Origin of the sequence: Spirosoma soli, from assembly GCF_042684525.1 — a bacterium.
Classification (GTDB): Bacteria; Bacteroidota; Bacteroidia; order Cytophagales; family Spirosomataceae; genus Spirosoma; species Spirosoma soli.
Genome location: NZ_JBHULN010000015.1, coordinates 26,124 through 40,418 on the forward strand (window position 1 = coordinate 26,124; position 14,295 = coordinate 40,418).

The 14,295-nt window shown below is 52.5% G+C and carries 10 protein-coding genes; 8 read left to right on the forward strand and 2 right to left on the reverse strand.

From position 1 onward, the window contains the following. The first annotated feature begins 11 nt into the window (after positions 1-11). From ACFSUS_RS20815 to ACFSUS_RS20850, 8 genes are all read left to right on the forward strand, one after another. A complete protein-coding gene (locus tag ACFSUS_RS20815; protein ID WP_381525678.1) occupies positions 12-677 on the forward strand; it encodes a cyclic nucleotide-binding domain-containing protein in 666 nt (221 codons plus the stop codon). 44 nt (positions 678-721) lie between these two features. Further along, the gene (locus tag ACFSUS_RS20820; RefSeq protein ID WP_381525679.1) at positions 722-2,785 is read left to right on the forward strand and encodes a tetratricopeptide repeat-containing sensor histidine kinase; all 2,064 of its coding nucleotides are present in this window, start codon (positions 722-724) and stop codon (positions 2,783-2,785) included. A 79-nt stretch (positions 2,786-2,864) separates the two neighbouring features. Further along, positions 2,865-3,152 (forward strand): antibiotic biosynthesis monooxygenase family protein, encoded by a 288-nt coding sequence (locus ACFSUS_RS20825; protein WP_381525680.1) that lies wholly within the window; start codon positions 2,865-2,867, stop codon positions 3,150-3,152. Between the two features lie 89 nt (positions 3,153-3,241). Next, entirely contained in the window at positions 3,242-4,780 is a 1,539-nt protein-coding gene (locus ACFSUS_RS20830; protein WP_381525681.1) for a flavin monoamine oxidase family protein, read from the forward strand. Next, complete coding sequence (locus tag ACFSUS_RS20835; RefSeq protein WP_381525682.1) at positions 4,780-5,493, forward strand: DUF6733 family protein; 714 nt, start codon at positions 4,780-4,782, stop codon at positions 5,491-5,493. Before ACFSUS_RS20830 ends, ACFSUS_RS20835 begins: the two co-directional genes overlap by 1 nt. Before the next feature lie 102 nt (positions 5,494-5,595). Continuing rightward, a complete protein-coding gene (locus ACFSUS_RS20840; RefSeq protein WP_381525683.1) occupies positions 5,596-7,263 on the forward strand; it encodes a thiamine pyrophosphate-binding protein in 1,668 nt (555 codons plus the stop codon). Between the two features lie 49 nt (positions 7,264-7,312). Next, on the forward strand, positions 7,313-9,592 hold the full coding sequence (locus ACFSUS_RS20845; protein ID WP_381525684.1) for a tetratricopeptide repeat protein: 2,280 nt from the start codon (positions 7,313-7,315) through the stop codon (positions 9,590-9,592). 441 nt (positions 9,593-10,033) lie between these two features. Continuing rightward, complete coding sequence (locus tag ACFSUS_RS20850; protein ID WP_381525685.1) at positions 10,034-11,092, forward strand: winged helix DNA-binding domain-containing protein; 1,059 nt, start codon at positions 10,034-10,036, stop codon at positions 11,090-11,092. Between the two features lie 177 nt (positions 11,093-11,269). Here the strand turns inward: ACFSUS_RS20850 and ACFSUS_RS20855 are convergent, their stop codons facing one another. Together ACFSUS_RS20855 and dnaJ are read right to left on the reverse strand one after the other, a co-directional pair. Beyond that, positions 11,270-12,868 carry a Na+/H+ antiporter gene (locus ACFSUS_RS20855; protein ID WP_381525686.1) on the reverse strand — a complete coding sequence of 533 codons (1,599 nt, stop codon included), beginning with the start codon at positions 12,866-12,868 and terminating at the stop codon, positions 11,270-11,272. Between the two features lie 250 nt (positions 12,869-13,118). Next, positions 13,119-14,288 (reverse strand): molecular chaperone DnaJ, encoded by a 1,170-nt coding sequence (dnaJ, locus tag ACFSUS_RS20860; protein ID WP_381525687.1) that lies wholly within the window; start codon positions 14,286-14,288, stop codon positions 13,119-13,121. Positions 14,289-14,295 lie beyond the last annotated feature (7 nt).

Sequence of the window (14,295 nt, forward strand, 5' to 3'; positions counted from 1 at the left end):
TTCCTACGATCATGTTTACCCTGGCTGACATCTTCGGGCATATCTCTAACACCATCTACCTGGTCGGTTCCGTCATCAAAGGGTCGCTGGCCCTGCGCCTGTCCTGGGTACTGGGCGCGGTCGCCGAACTCGTCTACTACGTTTACGCAGCTCCCGAACCGCTCTGGACCAGCATTGCCTGGTGTGGTCTCATTACTGGCCTGAACCTGTACCAGATTATGCTGATTCTGCTGCAACGGCGTAAAAGCGGCCTGAGCCCTCAGGAACAGGCGTTGTATCAACAGCTATTCCATGCAATGGACTGGGGCAATTTCAAAAAAATGATGAAGACCGCCACCTGGGAAGTACTCAGCGAAGATCGTATCGTGATCGCCGAAAACGAACGCACCGATTACCTCTTTCTGCTGGCCAATGGCGCAGCCGACGTCACGCTGTCAGGCAAACCGATTGCCCAGCTTGGCAGCGGCAGCTTTATCGGCGAAATGAGTCTGCTGACGGGGCAGGTACCTACCGCCACGGTAGAGGTCGAGCGGGGTGCCACGCTGGTCAGCTGGCCCAAAGCGGCCATTAATAAATTACAGCAAGCTGACGAAAGCCTGAACAACGAATTATACGCCGTTTTCAGTCGCGATATCATCGAGAAAATTAAGCACCAGAATCTCCAGTTAGCAGGTTAACAATGCCGCCCATAGCCCATGATTATCATTAACGACTTTGCATTATGAAATTATCTCGTTTACGAAACGCCTTGCTTACGGCACTGACTGTTTGCGGAGCAATCGGTTCTGTCAGCTATGCTCAGTCTGCGGAGATAGACAGCCTGAAACGGCGGTTAGCGAATCATTCCGCTGATACCAGCCGGGTGCGTACGCTCAACCGGTTAAGCCGCCTTTGTCTAGAATATAAGCCTGATACAACCTACCGCCTGGCTCAGCAGGCCTTCAGGCTCGCTCAGCAATTAGACGATAAGCCCGGACAGGCTCGTAGCCTCGACCTGATGGGTTGTGGTCTTTCCAGCTTAGGTGATTATCCGAAAGCCATTCGGTTTTTCCAGCAATCCCTTCAAATTAGTCGTGCCATCAACGACAAATCGGCGACATGGAAGGTGCTCAACAATATGGCCTTACCGTATCAGGAGCAAAAAGACTACGGCCGTAGCGCGCGCTTGTTGCAGGAGTCAGTCCATACCTATGAGCAGGTTCACGGTAATGATGCTTCTAAAGATGCACTCGTCTATGCCACCATGTACGGGAATCTTGGCGAGGCTCACCTTTTGCTCAATCAAGTCGATTCGGCCGATTACTATCTAAAAAAGGCCCTGCCATTGTCTGAAGAGGAAGCAGGCAGACCTGTCCTGGAACACACCCTCTACGTATTGGGTGATCTACAGGTAAAGCGCAATAATCCAACGGCAGCGCTTGGTTATTACCGGCAGGGGTTGGTAGCTGCCCGACAAAATAGCTCTACAATCCTAATAGCCGACATCTCCCTGCGTATCGCCCGGCTCTATCAAAAGATGGGGACCATCGACTCCAGCATTGTCAACGCTCGGCGGGCTCTTGCCGCCAGTCAAAGCTGTGCCTATCTGTCCGGGGTTCAATCCGCCAGCCAACTGCTAACCCAACTTTACGAAGGCCGCGACAACACCCAGGCCCTGCGCTACTATAAGGTAGCCGTAGCCGCCAAAGACAGCCTCTTCAGCCAGGAAAAAGTTAAACAACTCCTTACCCTGGACTTTGAGGAGCAGCAGCGCCAGCAGGAAATCGAAGCCGCGAAAACGGAATACCAGAACCGCCTGCGTACCTACGGCTTGTCGGCCCTGGTTGCCGTCTCGTTGCTGATTGCGCTGCTGCTGTTGCGCACCACCCAACGCCAAAAGCGAAGTAATCAGTTATTGAGTCAGCAAAAAGAAGAGATCAACCAGCAACGTAGTAAAGCCGAAGAAGCTCTTGAACGCTTACAGGCCGCTCAGACTCAGCTCATTCATCAGGAAAAAATGGCCAGCCTGGGTGAGCTCACAGCCGGTATTGCGCATGAGATTCAGAACCCCCTCAACTTTGTCAACAACTTCTCGGAGGTCAGCACCGAACTGGTTGAGGAACTGCGGGAGGGGCCATTGCATCACCTGCCCGAGCCGGAAAAAGCCTACGCCGACGAACTGTTGAATGACCTGACCCAGAACCTCCAGAAAGTAGTTCACCACGGCAAGCGGGCAGACACCATTGTCAGAGGCATGCTGTCTCACAGCCGAATAGCCACCGGCAGCAAGCAGCTCACCAACCTTAACGCCCTGGCCGAAGAGTACCTTAAGTTAGCTTTTCATGGCTTAAGAGCCAAGGACAAAGATTTCAATGCCGAGTTGGTTACTGACTTTGACCCCAGGGTAGGTAAAGTTAATGTGGTGCCCCAGGATTTGGGCCGCGTCCTGCTCAACCTCTATAATAACGCATTCTACGCAGTGCGGCAAAAACAGGAACAGATCAGTCAGGTGCTGGCTGGAGACGTAGAGCCGGATACAGGCGATTACCATCCCCGCCTGACGGTTTCTACCCGACGACTCGACGATCACATCGAGATTCAGGTACGGGACAACGGCACGGGCATGCTCGTACCCGTCCAGCAGAAAATCTTTCAGCCCTTTTTCACTACCAAGCCAACCGGCGAAGGCACGGGTCTGGGCCTTTCGTTGAGCTACGACATTGTCACTAAAGGCCACGGAGGAACCATACGCGTCGACTCCCAACCCGGTGAATACACGGCCATAACCATACAAATACCCGGATAAGTTTTCGTGGTAGCGATGCCCCCTCTTATGCTATTGTCCTTACCTGTTTCTTTATTTTTCACCTTAATCACTTACCCTTATGTTCGCACGTGTTGTTCGCGTTTCCCTATCAACTGACACAGCTGCCGAAGCCATCAACTACTTTCGGGACACGGTCACGCCAGCCCTTCAGCAGCACCCCGGCTTTGCCTACAGCCGATGCCTGTATGCTCCATCGGACCATCATTGTCTGATGGTATCGGCCTGGGAATCTGAAGAGGCTAGAACTGGCGCCGAGACAAGCGGTCTTCTCAACGATGTGCTCAAGCATCTACGAAGCTATTTTGACGGCAAACCCACCGTAGAATACTACGAAATTGCTGTTTAAAACAGACCCGGGACGGCAGGCATAAGACCTTGCCGTCCCGGGTCTGTTTATAGTTGCCCTGCAAACCCCGTCCGCTAAACCCAACTATCATGCGAAATCCACAAACCGGCGCCTTACGCCTACTAAAGAAAGTAGTTGGCCAGGACACTGATCCTGAAGTCAACGAATCTCGCCGTACGTTCATCCGGCAACTAGCCCTGGCTACGGCTGGCTCCGCTGTATCAACCAATTTCCTCGGGTGTGCTAACCAACAGCGGCCATCAATTGCGATTGTCGGGGCGGGTTTATCAGGGCTAACGGCGGCCTATTATCTTGAGAAAGCAGGATTACAAGCCGAACTATTCGACGCAGCCAACCGGGTTGGGGGCCGGGTTATGTCGGCTAAAAATCTACTGGCCGATGGTATTGTTACAGAATTAGGCGCTGAATTTATTGATTCTCATCATAAGGACATCCTGACTCTGTGTCGGACGTTTGATTTGCCGCTGCTGGACACCAAAGCCTCTACTGAGCACTCCTTAAACCGAATCTGCTACGTATTTGGTGGACGACACGTTGAAGAGCGCGAGATAATTCAGGCCTTCACTCCTTTTGCCGAACGCATTCGTCGGGACGTCGGTCACCTGGGAGGCTCATTTGCTGCCAACCATCCGGCCGTTAAGAACCTGGATCGTCTATCCATCGATGAGTATCTTCATCAATTGGGCATATCGGGCTGGTTATTTAACCTCATCAGCACCTCATTTACGAGTGAGTACGGCTTAGCGGCCGGCGAGCAGTCCTGTCTGAACATGCTGATCCTGCTCAATCCGGATATCACAAAGGGATTTGAGCTTTACGGCGAAAGCGACGAACGCTACAAAGTAATCGGCGGCAATGAACGCATCGCCACTGAGCTTCATAAACGGTTGAAAAGTCCGGTTCATACCGGCTTCCATCTGGAGCGAATTACTCAGAAAGGCAACCGGTACCAGCTTTCCTTTGCTAACGGCCGGGAAGTAACCGCCGATTATGTGGTGATGACCCTGCCGTTTTCGGTTTTACGTACCGTTACATTCGACGTTGACATGTCGCCCCGGAAACGGCGCTGTATTCAGGAACTGGGCTACGGCACTACATCGAAGTTATTTATTGGTGTGAATGAGCGGCTGTGGCGACAGTGTGGGTGTTCGGGCATTGCCTTCAGCGAGCACATTCAGAACGGCTGGGACAGTAGCCACATGCAACAGAACAACAGCGGACCGGGTGGATATAGCCTACTGCTGGGTGGCGAACATGGCCGAAAGTTAACTCTGGCTCAGTTTGACCAGTACCTCACCGGATGCGACCAGGTGTTCCCAGGCATGAAACAGGCCGCCAGTGGCCGCAAAAGCTTGTACAACTGGAGCCGGAACCCCTTAACGCGTGGCGCTTATTCCTGCTACAGAGTGGGGCAGATGACCACGCTTGGCCAGGCAGAAAGCGAACGGGTCGGCAACATCTTCTTTGCGGGTGAACATTGTAGTCCACAGTTTCAGGGCTTTATGAACGGAGCGGCCGAAACGGGTCGCCAGGCCGCTGAAAAGATCGTGATGACACTGGGCGCTTCCGTACCTCGATCGGCTCCACGCACGCATCAACCAGCCTGATGATGGGAACCCTCCGGAAACAACACGGCCGTTACCTTATGATCCTGATGATCGGGTCGCAACTCAGTTGGGGGCAAGTGCTCAAACCTGACCGAACCGTGCGGTATGCGGGTCGAATGGATTACGACAGCTACTTTGGGTTTTATCCTACCCTCAGTGCTAGCCTGACTATTGATTCGTTACGGGAGTTCACCGCCTACGCGAGTTACTACACCAATCCGGCTTTTTTTGGATTGGAAGCTGGCGTTAGCGTCGGTTTTTCAACAGCCCGTCGAAACTGGTCGGTGACGCCGGGAGTCGGGCTTGTCAGCGGTAGTCTGTTTGTGTCTGAGCAGCCGTTTACAATGGCCGAAGGGTTTGTCGGTACGCTTACGATCCAGCACGAGGGCCCGCTTGGATTCATTCAGGGCTACAGCGGCTATTACGGCGCGTGGAAACGGTTAACTCCCTGGACCTATGATTTTCTTTTCTGTTCGATTCAGGCTGGGCGCTACGTATCGAAATACTGGCGATTCGGGCTGGTTTATGAACAGTTAGCCAACGTACGGCTACCCCGTAATCGGTTCGACACGACGGAGTTCAGTGTACCGCGCTTAGGTCTGGCGACTGAGGTTTATCTACCCAACAAGTTTACAGCGCAAGCCATGGGTGGCTGGACACGCAACGATGATCAGCGACTCTTTTTCCGGATCGGTATAAGTCGATCGCTATGAGTGCAAACGCAGGCAGTGCACCAACACTGACTTGTGTTTGCGGAATGATTTAAGCTGACAAAACGCATCCTCTGATTAAACAATCCCTAAAACAACCCTCCCATGAATGTTTCTGATTACATCGTTGATTTTCTGAAAGCCGTTGGTGTCCGGCAGGTATTTGGCTATCCCGGCACACCCATTCTACCTTTTATGGCCGCCATTGAACGGCAGTCGGACATAGAATGGGTGCTGATGCGGCACGAAAACTCAGCCGCGATGGCTGCTTCGGCGCAGGCTCGCCTGACGGGTGAACTGGCCGTGTGCATGGCCACCTCCGGCCCCGGTTCCGCCAATTTTATTTGCGGACTCGTCGACGCTCAACTGGATCGGGCACCGGTATTGGCCCTGACAGGCATGGTCCCTACCTTCAACCAGGGCCACTCCGAATTTCAGGACATCAACCAGGCGCAGTTGCTGTCGACGGTGTTGCCCATGAGCAGCAGTTGTGTGCATCCGCGTCAGTTGGTACCGCTGTTGCGCAATTCGGTCGGATACGCCTGGCAAAATCAGCAGACCGTTCATCTGGCCCTATCGTCGGATGTGCTCAGCACGCCCGTGGCCGACAATGATTCGCTGTTTTCCATTGATTCCGACTACCTCCCTCGTCCCCTGCGGCTGATGCCCCCGCCCCAGGAAGCGTTCGACATGGTAGCCGACGAGCTCAGGCAATGCCACCAGGTCGTCATCGTCGTTGGTCGGCGGGCCGTCGGTTGCGGACCCGCGATCATGCAATTGGCCGAGCGCCTTGGAGCGCCCATCATCACGAGTCTGGACGGCAAAGGTATTGTTGACGAAACGCATCCGCATACCCAGGGAGTGCTCGGCATTTTCGGGTTACCAGGCGTGGAAAGCACCAAGCAGATCATCAAACGGGCGGACGCTGTACTGGCCTTTGGCGTCGATACGCTCAAGCCGTTCCTGACCGATGCAGACAATACACAACGCCGGAAACTGATTCAATGCGAAGCGGATTTCAACACGATCAGTCTGGAGTACCGCCGGACCCGCACGCTGGTCGGCCCTTTGCAGGCTATTGCCGACGGCCTGGCCCGCCGACTGCCAGACAAGCCAACGACCAACTTATCCATTACCGAAGCCTTTGAAACCAAACAGGACCATCTGCAGGAGGTAGCCTACATGGGCTTCGACAGTACGCATCCGGACTACGTGCATCCGGCCTATTTCCTGACGAAGCTGAACCGTTTCCTGGACGAAAAATCAATGCTCGTACTGGATACCGGAGCACACACCGTCTGGGCAGCCCGGTATCTGCAACTGGCTCACCAGCAGCCGGTCATTGTCAGCAGTCATTTAGGCACCATGGGCTTCAGTCTGCCCGCCCTGATCGGCCTTCAGATGGCGCGACCCCATCACCGGGCCATCGGTATCAGCGGAGACGGTGGTTTTCAGATGGTGGTGGGTGAGCTGGCGACGGCGGTGCAATACAAGCTGCCGATTATCCTGATTGTGTTTAACAACGGGGTTTTGCAAAACGTGAAGACCCAGCAGGATGTCCCCTTCGGTACGTACCTGCACAATCCGGACTTTGTGGCGCTGGCCAAAGCGTTCGGAGCCGATGCCGCCATGATTGATGGGCAAACCGACATCGACAGCCTGCTGGCGCAGGCGTTTGCCGAACGAGATCGGCCGTTTTTGCTGGAATGCCGCATCGATCCCGAACTGGCGATCCCGCTGAGCCGCTGGGAGCGGCTTGTAGCCGTTCATTGACCCTGTAGCCCAGATGATGTTCGCTGGGCTACCTTAACTCACTTTGTTTATGAAATCACTTCTTCTGTCGGCGGCCTTACTAGCTGGGTTACTGGCCGGCCTTGAGCGTGTTGGTGCCCAAACCCCTAAGCTGGACAGTTTGGAGCGGCTCATTCGTCAGGCAAAAACAGATACGGGACGGGTAAACTTAGCCAACGCGAAGACTAACCTGCTCGGCGAAAACAATCTGGATGCTGCCATTGAGCTGAGTAAGGAAACCATTAAAGAAGCGCAGCGAATCAAATATAAGCGCGGAGAAACAAAAGCGACGTTGAAGCTGGGGGTTAACTACTGCCTGAAAGGCAAGTTCCCGGAAGCCCGGACAACGTTGCGGACGGCCGATCAACTGCTTAATACCCAGGAAGATTTGTCCATGCGTTGTGATCTGTATTCCGGCTACGGGGTGTATTACGGCATGCAGAGTAAGTACGACAGCGCTACTTATTTCTTTGAGAAAGCCATCCATATCGCTCAGCAAATAAATCACCCATCGCTGAGTAATTTTTACCAGAACATTGCCGTCTCCTACCAGATGCAGTCGAATCATAAGCAAGCCTTAGCCTACCAGCAAAAGGCATTAGCCTTAGGGGAGAAAGCCGGGAATGCCAATGCGCAGGCGTATTCGCTGATGAACATGGGGCTTACTTACAAGACGATGGGTGACTTAGTCCGGGCGGAGCAGACGTTGTACAAAGCGATCAGCATGGCCAGGAAAGCGGGCATTCAGAACGTTGAACTATACGCTTATTCCAATCTTTCGAATCTGTACGAAAGCAAACGTAATTACCCGAAAGCGTACCAGTTTGCCAGCAAAGCCGCTGTTCTGGGCGCCAGGCTGGGCGATCAGGGCATACAGGCCGCCAGCTTAGCGAAAGCCGCTTCGGCCCTGGGTCATCAAAACCAATACACCAAAGCAAATAGTTTTGTTGAGCAAGCACTGGTCGTTGCTGACTCCGCCCGCCAACCGCTGATTACGTATCAGGTCTATGCGGTTAAAGGCGAACTTCAGCATCTTCAGAACAACTGCCGGGAAGCCATTCCTTATTTTGAGAAAGGCCTGGAAGCGCTCAAAGGATCAGACATTTATGAAGAACAGATCGGACTGTCATACCGGAGCCTATCCGAATGCTACGAAAAAACGGGGAACTACCAGAAAGCTTTATCGGCCTACAAAACCTCGACCGGGATTGCCGATTCGATCCGCAGTAAAGAAAACATTCAGCAGGCCACGGAGCTGATTATGAATGCCGAGTTCGAAAAAAAGCAGTTGGCCGCCCGGGCGGAGCAGCAGCAGGAAAAAGCCGTGGCAACCATTAAACAGGCCGCTTTGGGGGGTGGGCTGGTGTTGACCCTGATTTTGGCCGCCGTGGCGTTTAGCGCCTTTCGCAGTAAGCAAAAAGCGAACGTGTTGCTCCAGCAGCAAAAAGAAGCCATTGAAAATACCTTAACTGAGCTGAAGACAACCCAGGACAAACTTATTCACCAGGAGAAAATGGCCTCTCTCGGCGAACTGACAGCAGGCATTGCCCACGAGATTCAGAACCCGCTGAACTTCGTCAACAACTTCTCGGAGGTCAGCACCGAGTTGATCGAGGAGCTTGAAGAAGAACAACAACGACCCGAGCGCGATACCGACCTGGAAAGCGAACTTCTCAACGACCTCAAGCAGAACCTTCAGAAAATAACGCACCACGGTAAACGGGCCGGTGCCATCGTTAAAGGCATGTTGGAGCACAGCCGAAGCGGTGGCGGAGAAAAGCAGGCGTCAAACCTGAATATTCTAACGCAGGAATACCTTAAGCTGGCGTATCATGGCATCCTGGCTAAGGATAAAGACCGGGTTACGGGTCGCTTCAATGCTGAACTGATCACCGAGTTTGATCCGAACGTCGGGCAGGTAGATGTAGTCCCCCAGGACATCGGGCGGGTACTGCTCAACCTGTTTAACAACGCCTTCTATGCGCTGCTTCAGAAGCGGGAGCAGCTGAGCCTGGTAACAACGGGTGCAGCCGCTGACGAGCCCAGTCCCTACCAGCCCACCCTCTGGGTGAGCACCCGGCGTGTTGGAAATGTAGTGGAGATTCGGGTGCGTGACAATGGCACCGGCATCCCTGAGTCGGTCAGGAGCAAGATTTTTCAGCCTTTTTTCACCACCAAGCCCACCGGCCAGGGTACGGGTCTGGGCTTGTCGCTGAGTTATGACATTATTACCAAAGGCCATGGCGGTGAGATGAGTGTCGATTCAGACACCGATCAGTACACACTAATAACGATAAAATTACCTGCATGAAGTTTCTGTTGCGGCTAGATGTTGATGGATTACATTACGGTAAACCACTTTATAGTCTTTCACTTAAACTACTACTATGTATGCACGCATTGTCCAGGTTCCTTTAGCGCCCGGCTCTATCGACGAAGTCACTACTTGTTTCCGCGATTCGATAGGGCCTAGCCCGCTAAGTGTGTAAAGGCAGCAGGTCTGGCCGTTGTTTCAACTAGCTTGCAAGGCATCGACACCCGTTGGTGTTGGCACCCAACATAACCCGTTACTTGCGGGGCGTTTCGCTTAGCTATGTCATGTTTTTCAGCCAACCTGCAAGTTGACTGCTGACATAGGGTTGTCAAGAGGGGCATCTATCTTTGTCCTACAAACTACGTCTTACATAATGCTGTGACCCGTTCGCAAATTAGGCGGAGCGGGCTGCGCAGCGTAGTTTTCCAATGCATATTTATGGACATAAGTCATCTTCTACGACTTCGGTTAGCGAATCAGCAACTAGCGTACTCACCCTCCCAATCAGTTCCAGACATTGTGAGTTGGCTGGGCGCCGTGCAATCGCAGGAGTTTACCGACGCTAAGTGGTCAATAGGCCAGCGTATACCCGGTTTATCAGAAGCGGCTTTTAATGAGGCCTTCAACGCGGGCACCATCCTGCGTACGCACGTACTCCGACCAACCTGGCATTTTGTGTCGCCGGCCGATATACGGTGGATGCTGGCCCTAACCGCCCCGCGCATCAAGGCGTTCATGCGCACCAATGACCGCAAGCTGGGATTAGACGAAGCAATTTTCGCCCGTAGCAATACCCTGATTCAAAGAGCATTAGAAGGCAGCAAGCACCTGACTCGACCGGAAGTGGCGGAGGTACTCAAACAGAACGGTATCCCTCTGGTATCGAACGCATTGGCTCATCTACTGGCCCGGGCGGAGATCGACGGTATCATTTGTAGCGGAGCTATGCGCAGTCGGCAACACACCTACGCCCTGTTGGAGGAGCGAGCTCCCCAGAGCAGGGTATTAACGCGCGAGGAAGCGCTGGCTGAACTGACGTTTCGGTACTTCAGTAGTCATGGCCCCGCTACGATACGCGATTTTAGCTGGTGGTCGGGGCTTACATTGACCGATGTTCGACTTGGCCTGGAAGCCGTGAAAACGCAGCTGGCAAGCGAAACAATCGAAGGCAATACGTATTGGTACGGGCCCTCATCCGCCGACGGTGGCACTTTTCGTGACCAAGCCTATCTACTGCCCAACTTTGACGAATACGTCGTTGCCTACGCCGACCGAAAGACTTTATTAGAGCCCAGCTACGAAGGCCCGCTACATATGCAGGGAGCCATATTAAGTCACCGAACCATCGTGCTGAACGGCCGGATCGTTGGCACCTGGAAGGTAGTCAAAGCGAAATCAACGAGTACGTTTACCATGAATCTATCCCGATCGTTGTCTGAAACCGAAACGGGCTTAGTTGAGCAGGCCTGGCGAGACTATCGGGCGTTTTATCATTAACTGGGTTCTGTAAGGTCAATAGACCACTGATTTTCATGATTCAATACAATTAATCAGGTTTGTCATCCTTCAACAAATCATAATTAATCGTAATAGTCATAAAAATCAGCAGCCTACAACGGTGATCAGATCTAGTTGCACCGAGTAACAACCTTTACTCCTATAATACCTTTACAACTAGTGGATGGGATGGTCTATCTTTTCTTCTTCCAGATCAAGGCGGGCTTCCTCTTTTCGAATCACTTCGTCGTCGAATTCCTGTCGGCCGCGCAAGCGATGTAATTCATTACGTTTGACGCTGAGAATTTCGCCCAGAATGTGATTGTACAGCGCTAACATATCTCCATCGTTTTCTAGCGAATCCAGGTGCCGTTTTGTTTGACGCAGGTCACTTTCGATCCGACTTCTCAGATTGGCAACTAGCTCGTTGTCTGCCAATTCGGCGGTATAATTCTCATTCAAATGCTGCAGGGCCACTTTCTGTAACTTCAGGCGTATCTTCGACTCCTGTGTCTCTTCCGGTATACGAGGGTTGGGGTCCTGGTAGTTAACCCATCGAATCACCAGCGGCAGGGTCAACCCCTGAAAAACCAACGTAACCAGAATCACAACGAACGTGATAAACAAGATCAGGTTTCGGTGCGGAAATGGCTGTCCATTGCTTAAGGTCAACGGCACCGATAAGGCGGAGGCCAGCGACACAACCCCACGCATACCGGCCCAGCCAATAATGATAGGGCCCCGCAAACCGGGATTACGTTGAGCGACGGTTATGTACCGCCCAATAAAACGAGTGAAGATTGAAGAAACGACCGCAAATACCAACCGCGTAACGATCACGACGAACGTAATCAGCAACGCGTACCCAATAGCCTCCATTTTGGAATAATCGCCCAGGCTATTGATAATAACGGGCAACTCCAGCCCGATCAGGATGAAGACCAAGCCATTTAAGGCAAAAACGACGGTAGCCCACATGCCCGTACCCTGAATTCGTGCGCTATGGTTTAGGATAACGTGGCTCTGATTTGACAGAAATAGTCCTCCACTCACAACTGCCATAACCCCCGAGACATGAAATTCTTCGGCGGTTAAGTACATAATATACGGAGCCAGGAAGGTCAGCAGAATACTGATCCGCGTGGACGTAGGTAACCAACGATGAATACAATAAAACACTACGGCAATAGCCAACCCAACCACAATACCCAGGAGCGTAACCAGGAAAAAATCAGTGGCGGCTTTCTGCCAAACAAACGAGCCCGATAACACAGCTGCCAGCGCAAACCGAAACACAACCAAACTGGATGCATCATTCACTAAACTTTCGCCTTCGAGAATGCTGACCGCAGCTTTAGAAACCTTTACGTTCTTCAAGACAGACGTAGCTGCAACAGCATCGGGTGGCGAAATAATACCGCCCAGCAAAAAACCCAGCGCCAAGGTAAAGCCAGGAATGTAGGTGCTCGACATATAAGCTACGGCAAAGGCCGTAATAATGACTAGTCCGAAGGCCAGAAAAGTAATAATGCGTCGCCAGCGCCAGAATTCTTTCCAGGACATAAACCAGGCTGCTTCGTAGAGCAAGGGCGGCAAAAAGATCAGAAATATTAGGTCAGGATCAATTTCAATTTGCGGAATTCCTGGAAACAGACTAAGTGCCAGTCCGCCCAACACCAGAAAAATTGGGGTCGGAATCCGCAGCCGCTGACCAATCATGACGAGTAAGGAAACGGCCACCATCAAGGATAAGCAAAGCAACAAAGTTTGGTGCATGGATTTTGGGAATCAGTTAGTATAACCCTCTCGACGGATTCTATCCCGAAAGATAAAAGACACAGGGGCAATTCCGCAACCATCCGTAGCAGAGCCAGTTGTTGAGTAAGCCTACCCACTCAGCCCAGAACGCTAACCGTAGTCTTGACGGGCAACTGCCGCCCCATAGCCTGGACAACGTACTGGATTGATTAAAATAAAACCGCCAGCGACTAATCACTGGCGGTTTTACTGTTCATCACGTTATCAATCAACCGTGAAAGAAATCTTTCATTTTGTCGAAGAACCCTTTCTCGTTCTTGTTCGGTCTTGGCTGGAAGTTGGGCGAGTTACGGAGCTTCTCTAGAATCGAACGTTCTTCAGACGACAACACCTTTGGTGTCCAGACGTTGACGTGAACGAGTTCATCACCCCGACCGTAGCCGTTCAACTCCTTGATGCCTTTGCCTTTCAGCCGCAGGATCTTGCCACTTTGCGTACCCGGCTCAAGGGTAATGCGGGCCTTACCATCAATGGTCGGCACTTCAACACTCGTACCAATGGCGGCATCAACGAAGTTAACGTAGAGGTCAAACACTACGTTGTTGCCATCGCGTTTGAGGTCGGCATCTTCCTCCTCCTCAACCACAATCAGCAGATCGCCGGCAACGCCCCCACGGGGAGGAACATTACCTTTACCGCCAACTGACAGTTGAATTCCTTCGGCTACACCGGCCGGAATTTTGATCGGGATAACGTCTTCCTGCAACACGCGTCCTTCGCCAAAACAAACGTCGCAACGGTCAGTCACGAGTTTACCCTCGCCATTACAGGTGGGACACGTACTGGTCGATACCATTTGACCGAGCATGGTATTCACCACCTTGCGGGTCTGGCCGGTACCACTACAGGTCGTACAGGTTTGCACGGCTGTTCCATTTTTAGAACCGTTTCCTCCACAGGTGGTGCAGGTAACGTGCCGTTTTACCTTTATTTTCTTCTCAACGCCATTGGCCACTTCCTGTAGGTTCAGCTTCAGCTTAATCCGTAGGTCAGAACCGCGCCGAACGCGTTGGCGCTGGCCTCCTCCGCCGTTTGCCCCCCGGAAGAAGCTACCAAATGGCGAGTCATCGCCGAACACATCGCCAAACTGGCTGAATATGTCTTCCATCGACGGACCACCGGGACCGTAGCCACCGCCACCGGCGGCCCCACCCATTCCAGCATGACCGAACTGATCATAACGCGCTTTCTTCTGCGGGTCGTTCAGGACGTCATAAGCCTCAGCCGCTTCCTTAAATTTTTCTTCGGCAGTAGGATCGTCAGGGTTTTTATCCGGATGGTACTTGATCGCCATTTTGCGATAGGCTTTTTTCAGGTCCTCCGGAGAGACGTTCTTATCAACGCCCAATATTTCGTAGTAATCGCGCTTCGTTGCCATATTTTAA